We start from the raw sequence: 23,445 nt of genomic DNA on the forward strand, positions 1-23,445 counted from the left end.
ACTCAAGTTCACCCAGGAGGTCCCGTGCCTGCACAGTTCGGCTCCGGCAGCAGCGACTCGTTCGACGAGTTCCTCGCCCGCCTCATGAACGGCGCCCGGTCGTCACAGCCCGGCCGTCCGGTCGACATCTCGCGGCTGCTCAGCAGCAGCGCCCACGGCGTCGTCACCCGCGCCGGCGAGTTCGCCACCAGCCACGGGCACGCCGAGGTCGACTCGCTGCACGTGCTCAGGGTGCTGCTCGACGAGTCGCCCGCCGCGGACGTGGTCCGCCACTCCGGCGCCGACCGCGACGCGCTGCTGCGCGCCGTCGACAGCCGCCTCCCCGGCCCCTCGTCGGACACCCCCAGCACCGCGTCGCTGACGCCGGCGGCCCAGCGCGTGCTGCTGCAGGCCGCGCAGGCCGCCCGCGCGTTCGGCTCGACCTACGTCGATCCCGAGCACCTCTTCTTCTCGCTCGTCGTCGACCAGCAGTCGGCCGCCGGCCAGCTGCTCGCCGCCGCGGGCGTCACCCCGCAGGCGCTCCAGGCGTTCGTGCGCGACGGGTCGCCGACCGGCGACGCCGCGGGCACGAGCGGCGCGAGCCACGCGGGCGGCACCCAGGCGAGCACGCAGGCGACAGGCGAGGCAGGCGCGACCGGCACCTCCTCGACGCCGACCCTCGACCAGTACGGCAGCGACCTCACGGCCCGTGCCCGCCGGGGCGAGATCGACCCCGTCATCGGCCGCGCCGACGAGATCGAGCAGGCCGTCGAGATCCTGCTGCGCCGCACGAAGAACAACCCCGTGCTGATCGGCGAGCCCGGCGTCGGCAAGACCGCGATCGTCGAGGGCCTCGCGCAGCGCATCGTCGACGGCGACGTCCCCGAGCTGCTGCAGGGCAAGCGCGTCGTCGCCCTCGACCTGCCCGGCATGCTCAGCGGCACCCGCTACCGCGGCGACTTCGAGGAGCGCCTGACCACGGTCGTCGACGAGATCGCCGCGCACCGCGACGAGCTGATCGTGTTCCTCGACGAGATCCACACGGTCGTCGGGGCAGGAGGCGGCGGCGACGGCGCGATGGACGCCGGCGACATCCTCAAGCCCCGCCTCGCCCGGGGCGACCTGCACCTCGTGGGGGCGACCACGCTCAAGGAGTACCGCACCATCGAGAAGGACGCCGCCCTCGAGCGCCGCTTCCAGCCCGTGCAGGTGCCCGAGCCGGGCGTCGACGACGCGGTCGCGATCCTCGCCGGGCTGGCCCCGCGCTACGAAGCTCACCACGGCGTCACCTACAGCCCGGAGTCGCTGCGCGCGGCCGTCGAGCTGTCGGCACGCTACGTCGGCGACCGGTTCCTGCCCGACAAGGCGATCGACCTGATCGACCAGGCCGGCGCCCGTCGCCGGCTCCGTCTCGGCGGTGTCGCTCGCGTCGACGTCGCGGCGCTCCGGGCCCAGCTCGCCGAGCTCGAGTCGTCCAAGCACGCCGCGGTCGCCGCGGAGCGCTACGAGGAGGCCTCGCAGGTCCGCGACGAGCTCGAGGTCGTGCAGGCGCGCCTCGACGCCGCAGCCGGCCACCCCGACGTCGAGACCTCCCCGGAGGCGCCGGGCACCGAGATCACCGAGGCGGACGTCGCCGAGATGGTCTCCCGCGCCACCGGCATCCCCGCGTCGCGGCTCAGCGAGGGCGACCGGGCGCGGCTCGCCCTGCTCGAGCAGGAGCTGCACGCGCGGGTCGTGGGCCAGGACGACGCGGTGACCTCGGTCGCCCGGGCAGTCCGCCGAAGCCGCACCGGCCTCGGCGACCCGCACCGCCCGACCGGGTCGTTCCTGTTCCTCGGGCCGACCGGCGTGGGCAAGACGGAGCTCGCCAAGGCGCTGGCGGAGTCCGTGTTCGGCGACGAGCAGGCCATGATCCGCTTCGACATGAGCGAGTTCGGCGAGCGGCACACCGTGAGCCGCCTGGTCGGGAGCCCTCCCGGGTACGTCGGCTACGACGAGGCCGGCCAGCTGACCGAGCGCGTCCGTCGGCACCCGTGGTCGGTGATCCTCTTCGACGAGATCGAGAAGGCGCACCCCGACGTCTTCACCCTGCTGCTGCAGGTGCTCGACGACGGGCGGCTCACCGACGGCCAGGGCCGGACCGTCGACTTCCGCAACACGGTCGTCGTGATGACGTCGAACCTCGGGTCGGAGTTCCTGGCGTCGCGCGGCGGCGCGCTCGGCTTCACGCCGGCCGGGCCGGTCGGGTCGGACGCCGCGGCCGGGAACGGCTTCGGGTCGGAGAAGGCGCTGCGCGACCGCGTCATGGGCAAGCTCCGCGAGGCGATGCGACCGGAGTTCCTCAACCGGATCGACGAGATCGTGCTGTTCCGCAAGCTCGACAGGGAGCAGCTGCGCGAGATCGTCGGGCTGCTGCTCGGCGCGACCGCCGGCCGGCTGGCTGCGCAGGGCGTCGTGCTCGACGTCGACGCGGCGGCGACGGACTGGATCGTCGACCGCGGCCACGAGCCCGAGTTCGGCGCGAGGCCGTTGCGGCGCACGATCCAGCGGGAGGTCGACGACCGCATCGCCGACCTGATGGTGACGGGCGCGGTCGCCGCGGGCGGGCGGGTCGTGGTCCGCGTCGGCGACGACGGCGAGCTCGTCGCCCGGGCGGACGAGCCGGCGGCGGCCGCAGCGCTCTAGGCGCTCGCGACTCGAGGAGGCGCGGTGTCGGCACGGCCGGCACCGCGCCTCCTGCGGAACAGGTCACGGATCGCGGGGCGGGCGTATCGTCGCCCCCATGAGCGACCACGACGACACCACACCGGACACCGCCCCCGACGGATCGACGAACGTCACCGACGAGCAGGCCGAGCACACCGAGCAGCTCGCCGACGGCTCGAAGGACGGCCTCGTCGACGACGACAAGGACTCGGACGCCGACAAGGCCTGAGCCCGCTCCCCGCGAGCCCCACGAGAGGCCCCGGTCCGACGTCCCGCAGCTGCGGGCGACGGGTCGGGGCCTCTCGTCACGCGCCGGCCGTCCCGGCGCCGCCCGACGCGTCCCGCGCGCCCGGCGGCTCGTCCCACCCCGTCTGCGGCGTCGTCGCGTCCTCGCGGAACACGTACTGCGAGATGCGCTTCCGCTCGTCGCTGACCCAGTCGATCGCCGGCCGCACGCGTTCCCGGGGGACGTGGCCGATCCGGTACACGGCCATCAGCTCGAGGTCGTCGGGCACCCGCAGCAGCTCGGAGACCTGCGCCCAGCGAGCGGGCGACTCCATCGGGAACGAGATGAACTGGATGCCGAGCCCGAGCGGCACGGTCGCCAGCCAGATGTTCTCGACCGCGGCCGCCATGCTGAACGTCGAGTAGAACGACGTCAGCGAGTCGGGCCGGTACGACGACCGGTCGAGCATCACGCCGAGCAGCAGCGGCGACCCGGCGACCAGGGCCCGGTTCTCCGCACCGAGCGTCTGCGGGACCCGCAGTGCGTTCATCAGCAGCTGGCCCCTCCTCGTGAAGACCTGCCCCGTGAACGGTCGCAGGGGCGCCGGCAGCTTGTCGAACAGCATCCCGTCCCGGTGCCGCGCCATCTCGGCCGCGCTGAAGCGGAAGAACGGCTTGTAGCGCTCGAAGAACGAGCCCGACGACATCGACTCGGTCATGCTCTCGCCGCTGATCCTGGCGATCTCGTCGATGGTCTCGCGCGCCTCGACCAGCACGAAGCGCCACGGTTGACTGTTCAGCTGGCTGGGCGCGCGGCCGGCGAGCTCCATCAGGAGGCGCTGGTCGGCGGCGCTCACGGGCTCGTCCGTGAAGTGGCCGTTGGTGGTGCGGCGGCGGCGGACGACCTCCGTGAAGTCCATCAGCGCACCCCACGGCTGAGCAGCCACGCGGCGACGTAGGCGGGCGCCGCGGCGAGCGCCGTCCGGGCGTGCGGCCCCGTGCGCGCCGAGATGCGCGTCAGCCGGGCGAACGGCGCCGCGACCGACAGCAGCGCCAGGGCGGCGGCGCGCTGCCGGGCAGCCGTCAGGGCGACGACCGCCGCGGACGAGGAGGCGGCGGTCAGCACGAACAGGACGTGGTGCACCCAGCGGGCCCGGTCGGTGCGCAGCACCCCGCGCCGCACGCCGAGGCCCACGCCGCAGGTCAGGAGGTAGGCGGACGCGGCGACGGCCAGGGCGGGCACGCCGGAGGGCGTCGGCGGTGAGGCGACGGACATGGCTGCCATCGAAGCAGCGGCGCCGGGGGCGTCCCCGTGCGGTCGGGGGACATCCCGGACCGGCAGGCATGAGACCGGGCGCACCGGGTAGGGGACGGCAGCACCGTCCGCACCTCCGTCCCCCACCGAAGGAGCCCCCGTGGCGAAGTCCCTCTCGCTCATGATCGCCGTCGTCGTCGGCGGACACGGCCTGATCGGCCTCTTCATCGAAGGCGAGCACATGCTCGGCATCTTCACCGTCGACATCGTGCTCGACGTGATCTACCTCGGCACGGCGCTGCTGCTCGTCGCGGTCGCCGTGCTCGACCTCTCGGCCCTGACGATCAGGATCATCGTGGGCTTCGTCGCCGTCTCGTACTTGGCGCTGCTGCTCGCGGGCCTCGCCGACCGGCAGCTCGCGGGCGCGGCGCCGACGGGACTGACGCTGATGGACGACGTGCTCTTCGCCGGCCTCGCCGCCGCCTGCGCGGTGACCGCCCTGCAGCCCCGGCCGGAGCTGCCGCTCTGGGCCGACGACGCGTCCCACGGGCACCCCCTGTCGAAGCTCTAGACCAGCCCGCGGGCGTGCCGCAGGCTGGCCGGCCCGGCTCGCGAACCTGGGAATCCGTCCCCCGACGCCGTGGAGGCCGCGCGAAAGTAGCAGCACTGCCCGGCCCGGTCCAGGGGGGTGCCGAGGTCCCCGCCCGGTGGCAGCGTCGCCCTCGTCGACGACGGCGGCCAAGCAACGAGCCGCTCCGCCTCAGCTGGGACGAGGACGACGTGAGCACCATCACGACCGCAGGACGCAGCACCACCACCGACAGCCCGACGACCACGACCGGCACGAGCACCGCGCCCGGCGCCGGCCCTGCCGCCTCGCCGCGCAGGCCCACCTCGAGCGCCCACCGCGCCTCCTCGGCACGGTCCCCTCGGGAGGAGGGACGTCGCCTCGAGACGCTCGCCGCCTACCGTCGCGCGGGCCGCGCGTCGCCGCACGAGGTCGGACCCGCCCGCCGCCGTCTGGTCGCCCAGGTCGTCGAGCAGCACCTCGACGTCGCCGACGCGGTCGCCCGGCGCTACGCCTCCGCAGGCGACGAGTGGGCCGACATCCGCCAGGTGGCCTGCCTCGGCCTGCTCAAGGCGGCGCTGCGGTTCGACCACGAGAAGGGCGACGACTTCGTCGCGTTCGCCGGGCCGACCGTGTCCGGCGAGGTCAAGCGGCACCTGCGCGACGCGACCTGGGCCGTGCGTCCGCCCCGCCGCCTGCAGGAGCTGTCGGTCGCCCTCGCCGCCGTCCGCGGCCCGCTGACGCACCACCTGGGCCACGAGCCGTCCGCCGAGGAGCTCGCCCTGCGGCTCGGCGAGCCCGTCGCCGAGGTCCGCCTCGCGCTGCGCGCCCGGCTCGACCGCACCGCCGCCTCGCTCGACCTCCCGATCGGGACCGCCGAGGGCACGAGCCTCGGCGACACGATCGCCGCCGCCGACGAGCACGAGGCGACGGAGGTGCGGTGCGAGCTGCAGAGGGCGATCGCGCAGCTTCCCGATCGAGACCGGCTGCTCGTCCGGCTGCGCTTCGTCGACGAGCTCTCGCAGGCCGAGATCGGCCGCGTGCTCGGCGTGACCCAGATGCAGGTGTCGCGGCTGCTCGCGAAGGTGCTGGGGCGCCTCCGGGGGCTGCTCTCGGTCGACGAGGTCAGGAGCCGGGCCGACTAGGCGGCGTCGTCGAGGCACGGGACCCGGTCGTCCGGCGGGCGGTGTCGTCCACCATGCGACCGGGGGGGTCGTGAGCCTCGCCGAGATCCCCGCCTCCACTATCGTGACGCTTGCCGGGACCCACCGGCCCCCCTTCACCCAGACCCCGTGAGGACACCCCTTGGGAACGTTCACCTATGGCCCGACATCGATCGACGTCACGCTCGACGACCGGTTGCTCGCCCATCTCCGCAGCGTCGTCGTCACCAAGCTGCGACGCGGCGAGTGCTTCCTGTTCACCTGGACCGACGACACGGGGCCCGAGCCCGTCGAGGAGTCCCTCTGGATGCACCCGGCGGTGGCCATGCGGTTCCGGGTCGAGAAGGCCGCCGCGGAGTCCATGAACCAGGACTGGCTGGCAGTCCTGATGCACGCCGCCAACAGCGGCTTCGGACTCACCACGAGGCCCGAGCCGGTGCCGGCCCCCGGCTCCCGCCCCGGGGACGCAGCGAAGCATGGCTGACGCCGGACACGACGCCGACATCGCGTCCGTGTTCGTCGAGCTGGTCGAGGCCCTCCGCTCCGGCCGCGAGCTCGTCGACGCGCTCGACCTCCTCGTCCGGGCGTGCACGGACCACACGGGCGCCGTCGAGGCCGCCGTGATCCTCCGTGCCGACGACCGCACCTACCGTGCGGTCGCCTCGACCCACGAACGCACCCTCGACGTCGAGGAGGCCCAGCTCGGCGTCGAGGGCGGACCCTGCATCGAGAGCATCGCGCGCGGCGAGCTGCTCGCCGTCCCCGACGTCCGCACCGTCCACGACAGGTGGCCGGAGTTCACCGAGACCGCCCTCTCAGCAGGGCTCCGGGGCGCCCTGGCCCTGCCCCTCGAGGTCGACGGGACGGCGGTGGGAGGCGTCAACGTCTTCTTGGCCGAGCCCGGAGAGCTCAGCGAGTCCGAGGTGTCGCTGATCACCTCGATGGTCCGGGTCGTCGGCACCGGCCTCAGCCAGCGACGGCAGAACGACGAGCAGACCGCCCTCGCGGACCAGCTGGCCTACGCCCTCGAGAGCCGGGTCGTGATCGAGCAGGCCAAGGGATACCTTTCCTACGAGCGCAGCACGACCGTCACCTCGGCGTTCTCCCTGCTCAGGAGCCACGCACGGTCGCACCAGCTGCCGCTCCGCGACGTCGCGCAGGGCGTCGTCGACCGCCGGCTCGTCCTGTAGCTCGGACGTCGAGAGGCAGGACCCCGTTGTCAAGGGGATGCCCGCGTCGCCTCCCGTGGCGTAGGACGGTGGTCCGACGAGGAAGGACCACCATGCCGATCCCGAAGAAGTCGTGCCCGCACTGCGGCGCGGCGACCTCCATGCACGCGAGCATCGCGCCGGGCGCGGGCGGCCGTCGCGTCCGCTGGGCCTGCCTCGCGTGCGGGCACGCCTACGACACCACAGCGACTACTGGGCGACGCGCGCCGTGTACGGGGCGCGGGACTGATGGACCTCGGCATCACGGGCAGGAAGGCCCTCGTCACCGGCGGGCGTCACCGGCGCACAGGGCATGTTCCACGAGATCGACGACGCGGGCTGGGTCGAGACCCTCGAGACCGATCTGCTCGGACCCGTGCGCCTGGTCAGGGAGTTCCTGCCCGACCTCCGTTCCGGGGGCTGGGGACGCCTCGTGCTCACCGCGTCCGAGGACGCCGTGCAGCCCTACGACGACGAGCTGCCGTACTGCGCGGCCAAGGCGGGGGTCCTCGCGTTCGCGAAGGGGCTGTCGCGGTCCTACGCGAGCGAGGGGCTCCTCGTGAACACCGTCAGCCCGGCCTTCATCGCGACGCCCATGACGGACGCCATGATGACGACGCGGGCCGAGCAGACCGGCACCACCTTCGACGAGGCAGTCGAGTCGTTCCTCGACGAGGAACGGCCCCATCTCGAGCTGCACCGACGAGGCGAGGCCGACGAGGTCGCGAGCGTCATCGCGTTCCTCGTCTCCGACCGGGCCAGCTTCGTCAACGGGAGCAACTACCGGGTCGACGCCGGATCCGTCGCGACGATCTGAGCGCCGCCGAGCTCGCCCGCGTCGACCCGACGAGGCCGCTCTCGGGACAGCCGAGGCCGACGGCCGACGGCCTGCGACGACGACGGGCGCCGCCTCCTGGGGAGACGACGCCCGTGCGGCGCAGACGCGGCGACCCTCGAGGAGGTGCGGCGCGACGAGTCGGTCAGCGCCCGTCCGGTGCCTCCCGGTCCGTGGCGTCGGGTGCGACCTCGTCGAGGCGAGCGTCGACCGCCGGGTCGGGCGACACGACGTCCACCCGCAGCGGCGGCTCGGCGACGACCGCGGAGGCCGACACCGCGGACGACGCCTCGCGGCTCGCGGCCGACCCGTCGCGGGCACCCCGGACCCGTCGCTTGACGGCTTCCCACGGGCGGCCGAGGCCGCGGTTCCCCGCCTGGGTCGGCGCGTCGACCTCGAGGCCGTAGTAGGCGCCGACGTGCTCGAGCAGCACGTCGCGCTCGGCTTTGTCGTACGCGCGGCGCTCTCGCGTGAACGCGATGATCGTCGACCAACAGGTGAGCAGCAGCACGATGCTGAACGGCAGGGCAGTCGTGATGGCCGCCGTCTTCAGGGCGTCGAGGCCGCCCGTGAGGAGGAGCGCCACGGCGAGCAGCGCGGCCACGAGCGCGAAGAAGACGCGCAGCCAGTTCTTCGGCTCGATGTCGCCGCCCGAGGCGATCATCGCCATGACGAGCGACCCGGAGTCCGACGACGTGACGAAGAAGACGCCGATGAGCAGGATCGCGCCGAAGGTCAGCACGGTGCCGGCGGGCAGCCCGCCGAGGAGGGCGAACAGCGAGCCCTCGATGTCGACGCTGCCGTCCGCCCCGATCAGGCCGCCCGAGCCGTCGGTCTGCTGGTGGATGGCCGCGCCGCCGAGCACGGCGAACCAGAGGAAGGTGAGCGCGGTGGGCACGAGCAGCACGCCGAAGACGAACTGACGGACGGTGCGGCCCTTGGAGATGCGCGCGATGAAGATGCCGACGAACGGCGCCCACGACATCCACCAGCCCCAGTAGAAGGTCGTCCAGGCGCCCTGCCACTCCTCGCCGGCCGTGCCCTGCTGGGCGGTGACGTTGAACGACAGCCCGACGACGTTCTGCAGGTAGGCCCCGATGGACTGCACGAAGTCGCGCAGGAGGAACTGCGTGGGGCCGACGATGAGGACGAAGAGCAAGAGGGCCGCGGCGAGGACGAGGTTGAAGTTCGAGAGGATCTTCATGCCCTTCGTCACGCCGGTGACGAGCGAGACGATCGTGACGGCGGTGATCACCGCGATGATCGAGATCTGGCTGACGATGCTGCTGTCGGCGATGCCGGCAGCTTCGAGGCCGGCGCCGATCTGGATGACGCCGAGGCCGAGCGAGGTCGCGACGCCGAAGAGCGTGCCGACCAGGGCGATCACGTCGATCAGGTTGCCCCAGCCGCCGCGGACGCGGTCGCCCAGCAGGGGCTCGAGCGCCCACCGGATCGAGACGGGACGGCCACGGCGGTGGATCGCGTAGGCGAGGGCGAGTCCGAGCACGACGTAGATGGCCCAGGCGTGCAGTCCCCAGTGCAGGAACGTCTGGGTCAGGGCCTGCTGGGCGAGCTGGTCCTCGGTGCCCGTGACGCCGGGGCGCGGCGACGCGAAGTGGCTGAGCGGCTCGGAGACGCCGTAGAAGACGAGACCGATCCCCATGCCCGCGGCGAACAGCAGGGCGAACCACGAACCGGTCGAGAACTCGGGCTCGTCCTTGTCCTTGCCGAGCTTGATGCTGCCGAACCGGCTGAAGCCGACGAAGATGCTGAAGCCGACGAAGAACGCCGCGATCAGCACGTAGTACCAGCTGAAGTTGCGGACGATCCCGCTCTGGAGGCCGAGGAACACGGCCTCGGCCGAGGCGGGCGCGATCAGCGTCCAGGCGACGAAGCCGAGGACGACGACGGCGGCTGGCCAGAAGACCCAGCGGCGCAGCTGCGGAGTGGTCGAGACGGGCTCGGTGAGCGCCGAGGGACGGTCGGCGGTGGGCCCGGATGAGGGCGGAGTTGTCGTGGCCATGCCTCCATGGTGACGGCTCGACGACCTGCCGTCACAATCGATCCCTCGGATGAGGCCGGACGGCCACGCCGGAGCGGACGATCAGTCCTGGGTCGCCGCCCAGTCCCCCAGCGACTGGTCGTACCTCTCGAGGGGGCTCCCGCCGAGCGCCGGCTCGACGGACGCCGGATCGAGGTGCAGTGCCAACCTGGCCTCGATGTAGGCGAGCGTCTCCGCGTTGTCCGGCTCGGGCAGCCGGCTCGTCGTGGTCTCCGCCACGAGGGGGACCCCGGTCGACAGGAACAGGGTCGCCTCCACCTCGTCGCCGTCGGGCCCGACGGCGACGATGTCGATCGAGTCGGCCGAGCGCATCTCGCCGAGGACGGCGGCGTACTCGAGGATCGCGTCGGCGATGTCGTTCCCGACGAGGAAGTCCTTGTCTGCGAACCTGACGTGCTTCATGGGCAGAGCCTAGGAACGTCCACGTCCGGCTGACCCCGGCTTGACGAGACGGCCTCGCCATGGCAGGTGCCGGAGCGCACTGGGCCGTCAGCGGCCTGGACGCCCCTCCGGCAGCCGCCGTGTGCGCACGAGCTGCGCCGCGACGTCGCGGAGCTTGACGTTGCCCTGCTGCGAGTAGCGCCGCAGCACCGCGAAGGCCTGGTCGGCGTCGAGGTCGTGGCGCTCCATGAGGATGCCCTGGGCCTGTCCGACGAGCGTGCGCGCCTCACGGACGGTCTCGAGGTCCTCGGCGGCGCGCAGGTCGACCAGTGCCACCGCGACCTGCCGCACCAGCAGCTCCAGCGAGTCGTCGTCCGCCCAGCGCCTCAGCGACCCCGCCTCAGCGGCGTAGAGCGAGAGCAGGCCGAGCGACGAGCCCCGCGCGGCGAGGGGCACGGTCAGCACGCTGCCGACTCCCTCAGCGGCGAGCGCGGCGGCCCACGCGGGCCAGCTCGGATCGTGCGCGGTGTCGTCGACGAGCACGACCCCTCCGATCTCGTCGGGGACGGTCTCGTCGGCGGCGGCCGACCCGTGCTCGTCGCGCAGCCCGTCGAGCCGCTCTCCACGCGACGACGTCGCCGCAGCCCGAGGCGCCGCGGAGCCCCCGACGTGCAGTCGCACCGCCACCTCGTCGCACCGCGTCAGCGCACGGACGTAGCCGACGGCCCGCTGCACCGTCACCCTCAGGTCGGGCTCGGACTGCAGGTCCGCGGCGAGCGCCGCGAAGAAGGAGTCGTCCGTCGTCACGCGCCGATCCCGTCGAGGCTGCGCGCGACCTCCCTGGCCGCCGCGAGCACGTCGGCGGGCTGCACGGCGAGCAGGGCAGGGTCGCACTCGGTGCCGAAGGTGTCGCCGACGCGCAGGCTCGCGTCCGTGAGGACCACGTGCGGGCCGCTCGCGGGCGGGCCCCACTCCTCGGGCGGAGCAGGCCCGAAGAGCACGACCGAAGGCGTGGCGTAGGCCGAGGCCAGGTGCGCCGCCCCGGTGTCGACCGAGACCACGACGGAGGCGTCGGCCACGACCGCGGCCATCTCGGCCAGGTCGACCGTGCCGGCGAGCACGTCCGCGGCGACGACCTCGTCGTCGAGTCCGGCGAGCGCCGCGACCTCGAGCGCACGCGGCCGCTCCTTCTCGCTGCCGGTGAGCACGACCCGCCGTCCCTCCTCACGGAGCTCGCGCACGACCGTCGCGAAGCGGTCGACGGGCCAGTGCCGCGAGCCGTAGAAGGCCCCCACGTGCACGACGACCGCACCGGGCGCGGCGCTCGGCAGGTCGGGGCGGGCGATGCCGACGTCCTCCTGGTCGGCGGGCATCCCGTGCTCGCTCGCCAGCCGCGCCCAACGGTGCCGCTCGAGCACGTGGTCCTCCCACTCCGGGCCGTCCCACCCGGGGCTCGCGTGACCCAGCCGCACCCGCGGCTGCAGCTGCTCGAGCACCCCGCGGCTCTCGGGACCGTCGCCGTGCAGGTTCATCGCCGTGTCGATCCGCCCCGGCTCGATGCCGAGCGGGTGGTCGAGCCCCGGGGTCGGCCAGAGCACGTCGATCCCCCCGACGAGCTCGGCGACCGGCTCGAGCCAACCGGGCACGGCGAGCACCAGGCGGTGGTCGGGCCGCGAGCGGCGGATCGCGTGCAGCGCGGGCACGGCGACGAGCAGGTCGCCCAGCTTGAGGGCGCGCAGCGCCAGGAACTCGGGGGTGTCGTCCTTCTCGGGGAGGCGGTCCATCCCGACAGCCTGCCGTGCCGGACCGCCCGCCGCCCGAACAGGAGGGCTTCGACAGAAAGGTGATCTGTGCACGTTTCGGCGGGGGCGCCTCGGGGCACGGCGCTGGCATGACCTCGTCGACCCGCGCCTCCTCGTGGCCCCTCGCGGTGCCCTCGGCGGTGCTGTTCGACCGCGACGGCACGCTCGTCGTCGACGTGCCCCACAACGGCGACCCCGACCTCGTGCAGCTGGTGCCGGGGGCCGAGGAGTCGGTGGCCGCGGTCCGCGAGGCCGGCGTCGCCACCGGGGTGGTCACCAACCAGTCCGCAGTGGGCCGCGGCCTGATCACCCGCGACCAGGTCGACGACGTCGCCGCGCGGGTCGACGAGCTGCTCGGCGCGTTCGGCACCTGGGCCGTGTGCCCGCACGTCGCCGAGGACGGCTGCCGCTGCCGCAAGCCCGCCCCCGGTCTCGTGCTGCAGGCGGCGGAGACGCTCGGGGTCGACCCCGCGCACTGCGTCGTCATCGGAGACATCGGCGCGGACGTGGGCGCCGCACGCGCGGCGGGGGCGCTGGGGGTCCTCGTGCCGACCCCGGTCACGCTGCCCGCCGAGATCGCCGACGCCGACGTCGTCGCGGCCGACCTCCGCGAGGCGGTCGACCTGGCGCTCGCCCACCTGGCGCAGGTCGCGTCGCGCGCCGGCTCGGCGACGTCGCGCCTGCTTCCGTCCCCCGAGCGCGAGGCGACCTCGTGACCCGCCGCGTCCTCGTCGCCCGCCTCGACAGCGCCGGCGACGTGCTCGTCTCGGGCCCGGCCGTGCGTGCCGTGGCCGCCGCCCCCGACACCGAGGTGACCCTGCTCTGCAGCCCGCAGGGCGCTGCCGCGGGTCGCCTCCTGCCCGGCGTCGACCGCGTGCTGACCTGGGCCGCGCCGTGGATCGTCGACCCTGCCCCCGCCGCGACCCCCGAGCACGTCGCCGCGCTGGCCGAGCTGCTCGCCGAGGCCCGCCACGACGAGGCCGTGCTGCTCACGTCGTTCCACCAGTCGCCGCTGCCGCTCGCGCTGCTGCTCCGCCTCGCCGGCGTCGAGCGGATCAGCGGAGCGAGCACCGACTACGCGGGCAGCCTGCTCGACGTGCGGCTGAAGCCCGGCGAGACCCTCGACGAGGACCAGCCCGAGCCGCTGCGCGCCCTCGCGATCGCGAGAGCTGCCGGCTTCGAGCTGCCCGCCGACGACGACGGCCGCCTCGCGGTGCTGCCCGGGCCGGACGTGTCCGAGCTGGGCATCGCCGAGCTCGGCGACCGTCCCTACGTCGTCGTCCACCCCGGCGCTGCCGTCCCGGCCCGCGCCTGGTCCCCCGAGCGCAACGCGGAGGCGGTCGTCGCCCTGGCGGCGGCCGGCTGGCGGGTGCTCGTCACGGGCTCCCCCGCCGAGGCCGAGCTGACGCGCACCGTCGCCGGCACCGCGGGCGTCGACCTCGGCGGCCGCACCGACCTCGCCGGCCTGGCGAGCATCCTCGCCGGCGCCGCCGCGACGGTCACGGGCAACACCGGCCCCGCGCACCTCAGCGCCGCCGTCGGCACGCCCGTCGTCAGCCTCTTCTCCCCCGTCGTCCCGGCCGGGCGCTGGGCGCCGTTCGGGGTCCCGGTCGCACTGCTCGGCGACCAGCAGGCCGCCTGCCGCGGCACGCGGGCGCGCGAGTGCCCCGTCCCCGGGCACCCGTGCCTCGGGCAGGTGACGGCGCACGACGCCGTCGCCGCGCTCACGGACCTGGTGGGCGTGCCCGGCGCGACCTCGTCGGGGAGCGCGACCGGCGCGACCGGCGCCTCCTCGGCGCCCGCCGCCGTCCCCGACGCCATCCCGGCCCCGACCCTCGAGGAGGCGACCCGATGAAGATCCTGCTCTGGCACGTGCACGGCGGCTGGGCCGACGCGTTCGTCCGCGGCCGTCACGAGTACCTCCTGCCGACGACGCCCGCGGGAGGCCCGTGGGGCCTCGGCCGCGCAGGTCGCGACTGGCCGGAGAACGTCCGCGAGGTGCACCCCGACGACCTGCGCGACGCCGGGGTCGACCTCGTCGTGCTGCAGCGGACAGACGAGCTGGCCGAGGCGGAGCGCCTCCTCGGCCGCCGGCTCGGCACCGGCGCGGGCCGCGTGCCCGCCGTGTTCGTCGAGCACAACGCCCCCCGCGAGTCCGTGCCGAACTCGGTCCACCCGCTGTCAGGTCGCGACGACGTGCTCGTCGCGCACGTGACCGCGTTCAACTCGCTCTTCTGGGACTGCGGCGACGCACCGACCGTGACGATCGAGCACGGCGTCGTCGACCCCGGGCCCCTCTACACCGGCGAGCGCGCCCGCCTCGGCGTCGTCGTCAACGAGCCGGTGCGCCGCTGGCGGGTCACCGGCAGCGACCTGCTGCCGCGCTTCGCGGAGGCCGCCCCCCTCGACGTCTTCGGCATGGGTGCCGACGGCCTGCCCGACGCCCTCGGCCTCGGCGCCGACTCGATGACGGTGGTGGGCGACCTGCCGACCGCGCGCCTCCATCGCCGCCTCTCGGAGTGCCGCGTCTACCTGCACCCGATCCGCTGGACGTCGCTCGGCCTCTCGCTGATCGAGGCGATGCAGGCCGGGATGCCCGTCGTCGCGCTGGCCACGACCGAGGCGTACCGGGCGGTGCCGGCGCGCGCGGGGGCGGTCTCGACCGACCTCGACGTCCTGGTCCGCGCGGCCCGCGAGCTCGTCGCCGACCCCGACGCGGCCCGCGCGGCCGGCGAGGTCGCCAGGGCGCACGCGCTCGAGCGGTACGGGCTCGGACGGTTCCTGGCCGAGTGGGACGCCGTGCTGGAGGCGGTGATCGCGGACGGCCCGCGTGCTGCGGCCGGCGCGGCTGGGACGAGCACGAGCACGAACGAGAGGACGAACGCATGAGGATCGCGATGGTCTCGGAGCACGCCAGCCCCCTGGCCGTGCTCGGCGGCGTCGACGCCGGCGGCCAGAACGTGCACGTCGCGGAGCTGTCCGCCGCGCTCGTCCGCCGCGGGCACGACGTCGTCGTCTACACGCGGCGCGACGACGCCGGCCTGTCCGACCGGGTCGTGATGCCGTCGGGCGTCACGGTGGTCCACGTCGCGGCGGGCCCCGCCGAGCACGTGCCCAAGGACGAGCTGCTGCCCCACATGGCGGCCCTCGCCGACGGCCTCGAGCAGGCGTGGCTCGCGGACCGGCCCGACGTCGTGCACGCCCACTTCTGGATGAGCGGCGTCGCGTCGCTCGACGCCGCCCGCCGCCCCTCGGTGCGCGACGCCGGCCAGGGCAGGACGGTCCCGGTCGTGCAGACCTTCCACGCGCTCGGCCACGTCAAGCGCCGCCACCAGGGCCTCCTCGACACGAGCCCGCCCGAGCGCGCGCAGCTCGAGCCGCAGGTCGGCCGCACGGTCGACACCGTGATCGCGACCTGCTCGGACGAGGTCTTCGAGCTGCGCGGCATCGGCGTCGAGGCCGACCGCATCGACGTGGCGCCCTGCGGCGTCGACACCGCGCTCTTCACCCCCGAGGGCCCGCAGGAGGCGCGGCGCCGGCCGACGAGGATCGCCACCGTGGGCCGCCTGGTCACCCGCAAGGGCCACGGCACCGCGATCAGCGCGCTCGCCCGGCTCGTCGACGAGGGCCGCGACGTCGAGCTGCTCGTCGTCGGAGGGCCGCCGCGCGAGCGCCTCGCGGAGGACGAGACCTACCGCGCACTGGCCGCCCTGGCCGACGAGCTCGGCGTGCGCGACCGGGTCGAGTTCCGGGGCCAGGTGCCCCAGGCCGAGCTGCCGACGGTGCTCCGCTCGCTCGACGCCCTCGTCTGCGCCCCCTGGTACGAGCCGTTCGGCATCGTGCCGCTCGAGGCGATGGCCTGCGGCGTGCCCGTGGTCGCCGCCTCCGTGGGCGGGTTGATCGACACCGTCGTCGACGGGCGCACCGGGCGGCTCGTGCCGACGCGCGACCCCGAGGCGGTGGCCGGGGCACTCGGCGTCCTGGTCGACTCGCCAGCCACCGCCGCGCAGTACGGGCGCGAGGGCCGGCGCCGTGCCCGCAGCCGCTACTCGTGGGACCGCGTCGCCGCCGGCACCGACCGCAGCTACCGGTCGACGGTCGCCCGCACGCGCGCCGCAGGCCCCGCCGGGCGCACCGACCACACCGACCGCACCGACCGCACCGACTTCGCCTCCACGAAGGGAGCCACCCTGTGACCTCGCTCGTCCGCACCCGGCCGATCACGATCGTGCGCACGGCCACGAGCCCGGCAGAGCGGGCCGCGCCCGACGCACCACCGATCACGGGACCAGCGGCGGCGACGGCGACGGCTGCGCCCGCGCCCGCGCTCGACCTCGCCGAGGTCGTCCGTGAGCACCTCGTCACCCTCGACCCCGTGCTGCGGGCGCTCCGCGACGAGGCCGAGCACCTCCGCGACTGGGGCGTGGAGCTCGCCGAGCGGCTCTGCGGGGGCGCCCGCCTGCTCGCCGCCGGCAACGGGGGCTCGGCCGCCGAGGCCCAGCACCTCACGAGCGAGTTCGTCGGACGGTTCGCCGCGGACCGCCCCTCCTTCTCGGCCATCTCGCTGCACGCCGAGTCGAGCGCGGTGACCGCGATCGGCAACGACTACGGCTACGAGCAGGTCTTCGCCCGCCAGGTGCGCGGCCACGGACGCGAGGGCGACGTGCTCGTGCTGCTCTCGACGAGCGGCGCCAGCAGCAACCTGATCGAGGCCGCCGAGGCCGCCCGCGGGATCGGCGTGACGACCTGGGCGCTGACCGGCCCCGGGCCGAACCCGCTCTCGTCCGCCTGCGACGACGCGATCACGCTGCCCGGCCCCTCGTCGAACGTGCAGGAGGCGCAGCTCGTCGCCGTGCACGCCCTCTGCCTCGTGTTCGACGCGGAGGTGGAGCGCACCGGGTCGACCGGTCCCGACCGTGCGGGGCTGCGTCCCGCGGGGGCGCGCCCGTGAGCGGCGGCGTGCGCGGAGGCGGCGGCATGCGCGGCGGCGGCGGGATCGTCGTCGTCGGGGACGCCCTGCTCGACGTCGACGTGGTCGGCACCGCGACTCGCCTCAGCCCCGACGGCCCCGTGCCCGTGCTCGACGTGTCGTCGCGCACCACGAGGGCAGGAGGCGCTGGCCTGGTGGCCGCGATGCTCGCCCTCGACGGCACGGCCGTGCGCCTGGTCACGGCCCTGTCCGACGACGCCGGCGCCGACGACCTGCGACGTGCCCTCGGCGCCGTGCCCGTCGTCGCGGGCGACCTGCGCGCGGGCACCCCCACCAAGACCCGCGTGCGCGCCGAGGGCGGGCACGCGATCGCCCGCGTCGACGACCACTGCGGCGCCGCCCCCGCGCCGCTCGTCACCGACGAGATGGTCGACGCCGTGCTCTCGGCCGACGTCGTCGTCGTCGCCGACTACGGCCGCGGCCTGACCGGTGTCCAGCGGCTGCGCGAGGCGCTGCGACAGGTCGCCGAGCGCGGCACGCCGGTCGTCTGGGACCCGCACCCGAAGGGCTCCCCTCCCGTCGTCGGCTGCACGGTCGTCACCCCCAACCAGGGCGAGGCCTCCGCGCTGCACGGCTCGGTCGTCGGCGACGTCGCCTCGGCCGGCGCCGTCGCGGGCGACCTCCGCGACCGGTGGCAGGTCGGAGCCGTCGCCGTGACCCTCGGCGCACGCGGGGCGGTGCTCGCCACGACAGGGTCCGCCGGCGTGCCCGCTCACGTGCCGGCGCCCTCCGTCGACTCGGCCGACCCGTGCGGCGCAGGCGACCGGCTGGCGTCCGCCCTCGCGGTGGCGCTCCACGGCGGCTCGTCGCTCGACGAGGCCCTGGCGACGGCGGTGCGGTCGGCGGCGTGGTTCCTCGGCGCGGGCGGGGTCGCGGTGCTCGACCTGGAGGCGCTGCGGTCCGGGACGGGCGCCGGGTCCGAGCCCGCGCCTCCTGCGCCCGTCGCCCTCCCCGGCGTCGACGCCCTGGCCGTCGCGCGACGGGTGCGCGCCGAGGGCGGCACGGTCGTCGCGACCGGCGGCTGCTTCGACCTCCTGCACGCCGGCCACGCGCGCACCCTCGCGGGCGCCCGCGCCCTCGGCGACTGCCTGATCGTGTGCCTCAACAGCGACCAGTCGGTCACGCGGCTCAAAGGGCCCGAGCGGCCGATCATGTCGCAGGGCGACCGCGTCGACCTGCTGCTCGCGCTCGAGTGCGTCGACGCCGTGGTCGTCTTCGACGAGGATACCCCGCACGCCGTGCTCGACCGCGTCCGGCCCGACCTATGGGTGAAGGGCGGGGACTACTCCGCCGACACCCTGCCGGAGGCCTCGCTCGTGGCCGGCTGGGGAGGGCGCACCGTCACGGTGCCGTTCCACCCCGGGCGGTCGACGACGAGGCTCGCGTCGGCGCTGGAGCGCGTGGGCTGACCCGCGCCTCCTCGTCGTCGCCCGTGCACCGGGCCGCCCGCGCCGCACGACACCCATGTCCCTCACGGAAGGAACCACCCATGACCTCGACCGACACCAGCACGACCGACACCAGCACCGGCACCGGCGCCGAGGGCCGTCGTGGCCCTGGCCGCGTGATCGTGACCGGCGGTGCCAGCGGGCTCGGCGCGGCCGTCGCGCACGCCGTGCTCCGGGCCGGCGGCACGCCGATCGTGCTCGACCTCGACGTCTCCCGCGTGGCCGAGGGCGTCGAGGCGCACCAGGTCGACGTGTCCGACTCGGCAGCCGTGGAGGCGGCGGTCACGTCGGCCGCGGAGGCGCACGGCGGCCTCGACGCGGTCGTCACCGCCGCGGGCATCGACACCCCCGCCCCGCTCGACGGCATCAGCACCTCGCGCTGGGAGGCGATCGTCGGCGTCAACCTGTTCGGCACCGTCTCGACCGTGCGCGCCGCGCTGCCGCACCTCAAGCAGTCGCACGGCAAGGTCGTCACCGTGGCGTCGTCGCTCGGCATCAAGGCCGTCGGCGACGCGACCGCGTACTGCGCCTCGAAGTTCGGCGTGGTCGGCTTCACGCGCTCGCTCGCGGCCGAGCTGAAGGGCGTCGTCGGCGTGACGACCCTGATCCCCTCCGGGATGAGGACGCGCTTCTTCGACGCCCGCGACGAGCAGTACAAGCCGCAGGACGACTCCCGTCTGCAGGACCCGTCCGATGTCGCGGACGCCGTGCTCTACGTGCTCGGGATGCCCGCGACCAGCGAGATCCGCGAGCTCGTCGTGACGCACCCCGAAGAGGACAGCTGGCCCTGATCGGCCTCGTCGAGCTCGTCGAGCTCGTCGTGCTCGAGTGGTCAGTTCCCGTCCTTCCGCGCGCCGGGGAGGACAGGAGCTGACCACTCGCCGTCGCCGCAGGCGGGCGTACCCCGGCGTGAACGTTCACGCCGCCGAGGCGTAGCGTCGACGGCGGTGCGCAGCGGAGCGCCCCCGACAAGGAGAACCCCATGGAATTCAGGTACCTCGGCAACTCAGGACTCAAGGTCTCCGAGCTCACGTTCGGCAACTGGCTGACCCACGGCTCGCAGGTCGAGAACGACACGGCGACCGCGTGCGTGCGCGCCTCGCTCGACGTCGGGATCTCGACCTTCGACACGGCCGACGTCTACGCGAACACGCAGGCGGAGGTCGTGCTCGGCGAGGCGCTGAAGGGCGAGCGCCGCGAGTCGGTCGAGATCTTCACCAAGGTCTACGGCCCGACCGGCCCCAAGGGCCACAACGACACCGGCCTCAGCCGCAAGCACGTCACCGAGTCGATCAACGGCTCGCTGAGGCGGCTCCAGACGGACTACGTCGACCTGTACCAGGCGCACCGCTACGACGTCGAGACTCCCCTCGAGGAGACGATGGAGACGTTCGCCGACCTGGTCCGCCAGGGCAAGGTGCTGTACATCGGCGTCTCCGAGTGGAACGCCGAGCAGCTGCGCGAGGCGCACGCGCTCGCCCGTGAGCTCAAGATCCAGCTCGTCTCGAACCAGCCCGAGTACTCGCTGCTCTGGCGGGTCATCGAGGAGGAGGTCGTCCCGGCCTCGAAGGAGCTCGGCATCTCGCAGATCGTCTGGTCGCCCGTCGCCCAGGGCGTGCTCACCGGCAAGTACACCAAGGGCGGCGAGCTGCCCTCGGGCAGCCGGGCCACCGACCAGAAGGGCGGCGCCGCGATGATCGAGCGCTGGATGGGCGACGACGTGCTCGACGCCGTGGCCCAGCTGAAGCCGGTCGCGGACGACCTCGGCCTCACGCAGGCGCAGCTGTCGCTGGCCTGGGTGCTGTCCAACGAGAACGTCGCGTCGGCGATCATCGGGGCCTCGCGTCCGGAGCAGGTCGAGTCGAACGCGAAGGCGTCGGGCGTCGTGCTCGAGGCCGACGTGCTCGCGAAGATCGAGTCGATCTTCGAGGGGCTCGCGGAGACCGACCCCCGCAAGACGCAGATGCCCGCCGGCCGCGAGGTCTAGGCCGCCGCCCCGGCGCTGACCACTGGCCGACCGCCTCCTGGGAACATCCCGAACGGCGGTCCGTGGTGGCGCCGCGGGCCTACCGTCCACGACACAGCCGGGACATCCCGGGAACTCAGCAGGAGGAGGAACCGCATGTCCATCGGAGACAAGGCCAAGGACGCAGTGCAGAAGGCAGCCGGACACGTGGAGGAGGCCGTCGGCAAGAAGACCGACGACGCCGAGCTCACTGCTCAGGGCCAGAAGGACAAGTCGATGAGCGAGGACCGTCTCGCCACCGAGCGCGCCAAGGACGGCGACCAGCACTGACCCACCCGGACGCCGACACGTCGAGCGTCCACCCCGGTCCGAGCCCGGCACCTGCACAGGTGCCGGGCTCGCCTGCTGCCCGGGCCCGGCTCGGCGTGGCGCGCGGCTCCGCAGATGCCGACCGCACGCGCTGCGATACGGGGACATCCGGGTACGACGGACAGTGATCGACGCGAACGGTCGGCATCTGCGGGCCGAGCGGGTGTCGGGGGCGAGCCGTACGGTGAGGGGCATGAGCGACCACGCCGAGCCCGACGCCGCCCGCCTCCGAGGAGCACGCTGGGCCGTGACCGGCGCCGCGGGCCGCATCGGGGTGCACCTCCGCTCCGCGCTGCACGAGCTCGGCGTCGAGCTCGTCTCGACCGACGTCGTCGAGGTGCCGCCGGTCGGGGGCGACGCCGTCGTGCCCGACGCCGCCAGGCCCGACGCCGCCCCGGGCCCGGCCGCCGAGCGGCGCGAGGTCGTCGACGTCGCCGACCTCGAGGCCCTCACCGAGCTCTTCGCGGGCTGCGACGGCGTCGTCCACCTGGGCGGCATCAGCGACGAGGCGGACTTCCACGACCTGGCCACGGTGAACGTGGTGGGCACCTACCACGTGCTCGAGGCGGCCCGCCGGGCAGGGGTCGGCCGGGTGGTCTTCGCGAGCAGCAACCGCCTCACGGGCTCGTACGACACCGACACGACCGTCGACGTCGGCATGCCGCCGCGACCCGACGGCTTCTACGGCGTCTCGAAGGTCGCGGGCGAGGCGCTCTGCCGCCTCTACTCGGACAAGTTCGGGCTGAGCACGGTCTCCGTCCGCATCGGGAGCTGGGGCGAGGCCCCGGAGGACACCCGCCACCTGCACACCTGGCTCAGCGAGCCGGACGGGGTGCGCGCGTTCGTCGCCGCCATGACCACCGACGTGCAGGTCGCCGTGTTCTACGCCGTGTCGGCCAACGCCGAGGGGTGGTGGGACCTCGCGGCAGGCGAGGCCGTCGGCTTCCGGCCGCAGGACGACGCCTCGACGGTCGTCGACGGCCCCCTGCCCGAGCCCGCCGGCACCGTCCCTCCCGGAACCGGGGAGCCGGCCGAGCCCGCGGGTCCCCAGGGCGGGCCCTTCGCCTCCTCGACCTTCTCGCTGGACCGCATGACGCGCTGAGCGACGCCTTCACCGCGACCTCCCGCTCAGGACCGGGCTTCCTGGACGGGGAGAGACGTGCCGCGGCCCGCGAGCACACCGTCGAGCAGCTCCCGGGTGTTCTCCCACACCTCGTCGAGCCCCACCCCGTCGACGACGCTCGCGTCGTGCTCGCAGCGCTCCGCCGTCCAGCCGACCTGGGTGATGTCGACTCCGCACACCGGACACGACGTGCTGAACGCCATCGCGACACGGTGGCTCGTGCGGCCGAGGGCACCCGCGTTGATCACGTTGCCGAACCAGAAGACCGCGCTCGTCGCCGTCCCGACGGCCTCGGCCACGTGCCGGGGCCCGCTGTCGTTCCCGACGAAGGCGTCGACCGACGCGAGCACGCCCACGAGGCCGGAGAGGTCGAGCTGCCCCGCCAGCGACGACACGAGGGAGGCGCGGCTCGGCTGGCGCTCGTGGGCCACGGTCGTGACGCGGTCGGCCAGTGCCACGTCGTCGCCCTCGCCGACGACCACGACCCGCACGCCGTGGTGCGCGAGGCGAGCGGCGAGCTCGCCGAACCGGTCGGCCGACCACCGCCTCCTCGGGTCGCTCGCCCCGGGGTGGATCGCGACGACCGGGCGCCCGTCTCCGCCGGCCGACGTGCCGGCCGGACCACCGCCGACGAGCGCCGCCCCGCGGCCCCGCTCGGCCCGGGTCGGCGAGAGCACCGGACGCCCCGACGAGGAGGCGCCGGCGAGCGCCACGACCTCGAGGGCGCGCAGCACCTCGTGCTGGTAGTAGACGTAGGGGATCGTGCGCTCGAGCGGGATCGCGTCGGGGGTCCGCGTGCCGATCGTGTGCCGGGCGCCGAGCCGGTGCAGGAACGGGTTCGAGTTGCGTCCCCCGCCGTGCACCTGCACGGCCAGGTCGTAGCGGCGCGCACGGTGGCGAGCGACGAACTCCTCGGTGGCGACGGCGTCGACCTCGGTGCCCGACGCGTCGCCGACGCCCGGGACGACGGGGAGCACGTCGACCTCGTCGACGCCGGAGGTACGTCCGGCGAGCAGGGCCCGGTGGACGGGCGAGCCGAGCAGCGTGAGGCGGGCCGCGGGGTACGCCTCGGCGAGCGCCTCGATCGCAGGCAGGGCGAAGACGAGGTCGCCGATGCCTCCGCCACGGAGGACGGCGATCTCGTGGACATCGTCGAAGCGCGGGTGCAGCTCCGGCAGGCCGGGGACGGGCTGGGACGACGCGGGACGGTCGGGGGCCGGGCGGGCGAGTGCCGGACGGGCGGGTGCGGTGGTGTCGGGCTGCACGGGGTCCTCTCTCTCGTCGGTCCCCTGCCCTGCGCGCCTCGTGGCCAAACGCCCTCCTCCTCGCCCTCCTCCTCTTCCTGCGCCGTCCGCCCCCGGCACC

23 protein-coding genes and 1 pseudogene are annotated in these 23,445 nt (G+C 74.4%); 17 read left to right on the forward strand and 7 right to left on the reverse strand.

Annotated elements, in window-relative coordinates; genetic code table 11:
• The first annotated feature begins 84 nt into the window (after positions 1-84).
• Positions 85-2,664: an ATP-dependent Clp protease ATP-binding subunit gene (locus EDF20_RS12260; RefSeq protein WP_133738913.1), complete on the forward strand. Its 2,580-nt coding sequence runs from the start codon at positions 85-87 to the stop codon at positions 2,662-2,664.
• Positions 2,665-2,761: 97 nt separating this feature from the next.
• Positions 2,762-2,914 (forward strand): hypothetical protein, encoded by a 153-nt coding sequence (locus EDF20_RS15745; RefSeq protein ID WP_158614689.1) that lies wholly within the window; start codon positions 2,762-2,764, stop codon positions 2,912-2,914.
• Positions 2,915-2,990: 76 nt separating this feature from the next.
• Here EDF20_RS15745 and EDF20_RS12265 read toward each other — a convergent pair whose 3' ends face one another.
• The gene (locus tag EDF20_RS12265) at positions 2,991-3,830 is read right to left on the reverse strand and encodes a nitroreductase family protein (RefSeq protein WP_123548431.1); all 840 of its coding nucleotides are present in this window, start codon (positions 3,828-3,830) and stop codon (positions 2,991-2,993) included.
• Positions 3,830-4,186, reverse strand: coding sequence for a hypothetical protein (locus EDF20_RS12270; RefSeq protein ID WP_123548430.1), 357 nt, complete (start codon positions 4,184-4,186; stop codon positions 3,830-3,832). The genes EDF20_RS12265 and EDF20_RS12270 overlap by 1 nt, the downstream gene beginning before the upstream one ends.
• A 139-nt stretch (positions 4,187-4,325) precedes the next feature.
• Between EDF20_RS12270 and EDF20_RS12275 the strand changes: the two genes are divergently transcribed.
• The 5 genes and pseudogenes from EDF20_RS12275 to EDF20_RS12295 all read left to right on the forward strand — a co-directional run.
• A complete protein-coding gene (locus tag EDF20_RS12275; RefSeq protein WP_123548429.1) occupies positions 4,326-4,736 on the forward strand; it encodes a hypothetical protein in 411 nt (136 codons plus the stop codon).
• 209 nt (positions 4,737-4,945) lie between these two features.
• Positions 4,946-5,878, forward strand: coding sequence for a sigma-70 family RNA polymerase sigma factor (locus EDF20_RS12280; RefSeq protein WP_158614688.1), 933 nt, complete (start codon positions 4,946-4,948; stop codon positions 5,876-5,878).
• 160 nt (positions 5,879-6,038) lie between these two features.
• Complete coding sequence (locus EDF20_RS12285) at positions 6,039-6,380, forward strand: ATP-dependent DNA ligase (RefSeq protein ID WP_123548427.1); 342 nt, start codon at positions 6,039-6,041, stop codon at positions 6,378-6,380.
• Entirely contained in the window at positions 6,373-7,086 is a 714-nt protein-coding gene (locus EDF20_RS12290) for a GAF and ANTAR domain-containing protein (RefSeq protein WP_123548426.1), read from the forward strand. Before EDF20_RS12285 ends, EDF20_RS12290 begins: the two co-directional genes overlap by 8 nt.
• Before the next feature lie 319 nt (positions 7,087-7,405).
• Positions 7,406-7,921 (forward strand): annotated as a pseudogene (locus EDF20_RS12295) (SDR family oxidoreductase); the annotation flags it as partial.
• Between the two features lie 163 nt (positions 7,922-8,084).
• Here the strand turns inward: EDF20_RS12295 and EDF20_RS12300 are convergent.
• From EDF20_RS12300 to EDF20_RS12315, 4 genes are all read right to left on the reverse strand, one after another.
• The gene (locus EDF20_RS12300; protein WP_133738858.1) at positions 8,085-9,962 is read right to left on the reverse strand and encodes a BCCT family transporter; all 1,878 of its coding nucleotides are present in this window, start codon (positions 9,960-9,962) and stop codon (positions 8,085-8,087) included.
• 81 nt (positions 9,963-10,043) lie between these two features.
• On the reverse strand, positions 10,044-10,403 hold the full coding sequence (locus tag EDF20_RS12305; RefSeq protein ID WP_123548424.1) for a hypothetical protein: 360 nt from the start codon (positions 10,401-10,403) through the stop codon (positions 10,044-10,046).
• An 87-nt stretch (positions 10,404-10,490) separates the two neighbouring features.
• On the reverse strand, positions 10,491-11,189 hold the full coding sequence (locus EDF20_RS16080) for a GAF and ANTAR domain-containing protein (protein ID WP_166644818.1): 699 nt from the start codon (positions 11,187-11,189) through the stop codon (positions 10,491-10,493).
• Entirely contained in the window at positions 11,186-12,166 is a 981-nt protein-coding gene (locus tag EDF20_RS12315) for a glycosyltransferase family 9 protein (RefSeq protein ID WP_133738860.1), read from the reverse strand. Before EDF20_RS12315 ends, EDF20_RS16080 begins: the two co-directional genes overlap by 4 nt.
• 107 nt (positions 12,167-12,273) lie before the next feature.
• Between EDF20_RS12315 and EDF20_RS12320 the strand changes: the two genes are divergently transcribed.
• The 10 genes from EDF20_RS12320 to EDF20_RS12365 all read left to right on the forward strand — a co-directional run bounded on the left by EDF20_RS12320 (position 12,274) and on the right by EDF20_RS12365 (position 22,059).
• Positions 12,274-12,900 (forward strand): HAD family hydrolase, encoded by a 627-nt coding sequence (locus EDF20_RS12320; protein ID WP_133738861.1) that lies wholly within the window; start codon positions 12,274-12,276, stop codon positions 12,898-12,900.
• Entirely contained in the window at positions 12,897-14,039 is a 1,143-nt protein-coding gene (locus tag EDF20_RS12325; protein ID WP_133738862.1) for a glycosyltransferase family 9 protein, read from the forward strand. The genes EDF20_RS12320 and EDF20_RS12325 overlap by 4 nt, the downstream gene beginning before the upstream one ends.
• Complete coding sequence (locus EDF20_RS12330; RefSeq protein ID WP_133738863.1) at positions 14,036-15,073, forward strand: glycosyltransferase; 1,038 nt, start codon at positions 14,036-14,038, stop codon at positions 15,071-15,073. The genes EDF20_RS12325 and EDF20_RS12330 overlap by 4 nt, the downstream gene beginning before the upstream one ends.
• Positions 15,070-16,380 carry a glycosyltransferase gene (locus tag EDF20_RS12335; protein ID WP_133738864.1) on the forward strand — a complete coding sequence of 437 codons (1,311 nt, stop codon included), beginning with the start codon at positions 15,070-15,072 and terminating at the stop codon, positions 16,378-16,380. Before EDF20_RS12330 ends, EDF20_RS12335 begins: the two co-directional genes overlap by 4 nt.
• Complete coding sequence (locus EDF20_RS12340; RefSeq protein ID WP_243833477.1) at positions 16,377-17,135, forward strand: SIS domain-containing protein; 759 nt, start codon at positions 16,377-16,379, stop codon at positions 17,133-17,135. Before EDF20_RS12335 ends, EDF20_RS12340 begins: the two co-directional genes overlap by 4 nt.
• 26 nt (positions 17,136-17,161) lie before the next feature.
• Positions 17,162-18,583 carry a PfkB family carbohydrate kinase gene (locus tag EDF20_RS12345; protein ID WP_133738914.1) on the forward strand — a complete coding sequence of 474 codons (1,422 nt, stop codon included), beginning with the start codon at positions 17,162-17,164 and terminating at the stop codon, positions 18,581-18,583.
• Between the two features lie 80 nt (positions 18,584-18,663).
• Positions 18,664-19,413 carry an SDR family oxidoreductase gene (locus EDF20_RS12350; RefSeq protein WP_133738865.1) on the forward strand — a complete coding sequence of 250 codons (750 nt, stop codon included), beginning with the start codon at positions 18,664-18,666 and terminating at the stop codon, positions 19,411-19,413.
• 191 nt (positions 19,414-19,604) lie between these two features.
• Positions 19,605-20,609: an aldo/keto reductase family protein gene (locus EDF20_RS12355; protein ID WP_123548417.1), complete on the forward strand. Its 1,005-nt coding sequence runs from the start codon at positions 19,605-19,607 to the stop codon at positions 20,607-20,609.
• 135 nt (positions 20,610-20,744) lie between these two features.
• Positions 20,745-20,918, forward strand: coding sequence for a CsbD family protein (locus EDF20_RS12360; protein ID WP_123548416.1), 174 nt, complete (start codon positions 20,745-20,747; stop codon positions 20,916-20,918).
• A gap of 232 nt (positions 20,919-21,150) precedes the next feature.
• Positions 21,151-22,059, forward strand: coding sequence for an NAD(P)-dependent oxidoreductase (locus tag EDF20_RS12365; RefSeq protein WP_133738866.1), 909 nt, complete (start codon positions 21,151-21,153; stop codon positions 22,057-22,059).
• A gap of 26 nt (positions 22,060-22,085) precedes the next feature.
• Here EDF20_RS12365 and EDF20_RS12370 read toward each other — a convergent pair whose 3' ends face one another.
• The gene (locus tag EDF20_RS12370) at positions 22,086-23,345 is read right to left on the reverse strand and encodes a glycosyltransferase family 9 protein (RefSeq protein WP_243833478.1); all 1,260 of its coding nucleotides are present in this window, start codon (positions 23,343-23,345) and stop codon (positions 22,086-22,088) included.
• Between the last annotated feature and the right edge of the window lie 100 nt (positions 23,346-23,445).

The organism is Frigoribacterium sp. PhB116, assembly GCF_004364285.1.
Classification (GTDB): Bacteria; Actinomycetota; Actinomycetes; order Actinomycetales; family Microbacteriaceae; genus Frigoribacterium.

What these genes read in the sequence shown, in the direction of transcription:
- EDF20_RS12350 (WP_133738865.1), top strand. Translation starts at nt 18,664, where the DNA reads ATGACCTCGACCGACACCAGCACGACCGACACCAGCACCGGCACCGGC.
- EDF20_RS12335 (WP_133738864.1), top strand. Translation starts at nt 15,070, where the DNA reads ATGAGGATCGCGATGGTCTCGGAGCACGCCAGCCCCCTGGCCGTGCTC.
- EDF20_RS12265 (WP_123548431.1), bottom strand. Translation starts at nt 3,830, where the DNA reads ATGGACTTCACGGAGGTCGTCCGCCGCCGCCGCACCACCAACGGCCAC.
- EDF20_RS12345 (WP_133738914.1), top strand. Translation starts at nt 17,162, where the DNA reads ATGCGCGGCGGCGGCGGGATCGTCGTCGTCGGGGACGCCCTGCTCGAC.
- EDF20_RS12365 (WP_133738866.1), top strand. Translation starts at nt 21,151, where the DNA reads ATGAGCGACCACGCCGAGCCCGACGCCGCCCGCCTCCGAGGAGCACGC.
- EDF20_RS12355 (WP_123548417.1), top strand. Translation starts at nt 19,605, where the DNA reads ATGGAATTCAGGTACCTCGGCAACTCAGGACTCAAGGTCTCCGAGCTC.
- EDF20_RS12270 (WP_123548430.1), bottom strand. Translation starts at nt 4,186, where the DNA reads ATGTCCGTCGCCTCACCGCCGACGCCCTCCGGCGTGCCCGCCCTGGCC.
- EDF20_RS12315 (WP_133738860.1), bottom strand. Translation starts at nt 12,166, where the DNA reads ATGGACCGCCTCCCCGAGAAGGACGACACCCCCGAGTTCCTGGCGCTG.
- EDF20_RS12300 (WP_133738858.1), bottom strand. Translation starts at nt 9,962, where the DNA reads ATGGCCACGACAACTCCGCCCTCATCCGGGCCCACCGCCGACCGTCCC.
- EDF20_RS12260 (WP_133738913.1), top strand. Translation starts at nt 85, where the DNA reads ATGAACGGCGCCCGGTCGTCACAGCCCGGCCGTCCGGTCGACATCTCG.
- EDF20_RS12320 (WP_133738861.1), top strand. Translation starts at nt 12,274, where the DNA reads ATGACCTCGTCGACCCGCGCCTCCTCGTGGCCCCTCGCGGTGCCCTCG.
- EDF20_RS12290 (WP_123548426.1), top strand. Translation starts at nt 6,373, where the DNA reads ATGGCTGACGCCGGACACGACGCCGACATCGCGTCCGTGTTCGTCGAG.
- EDF20_RS12305 (WP_123548424.1), bottom strand. Translation starts at nt 10,403, where the DNA reads ATGAAGCACGTCAGGTTCGCAGACAAGGACTTCCTCGTCGGGAACGAC.
- EDF20_RS15745 (WP_158614689.1), top strand. Translation starts at nt 2,762, where the DNA reads ATGAGCGACCACGACGACACCACACCGGACACCGCCCCCGACGGATCG.
- EDF20_RS12360 (WP_123548416.1), top strand. Translation starts at nt 20,745, where the DNA reads ATGTCCATCGGAGACAAGGCCAAGGACGCAGTGCAGAAGGCAGCCGGA.
- EDF20_RS12330 (WP_133738863.1), top strand. Translation starts at nt 14,036, where the DNA reads ATGAAGATCCTGCTCTGGCACGTGCACGGCGGCTGGGCCGACGCGTTC.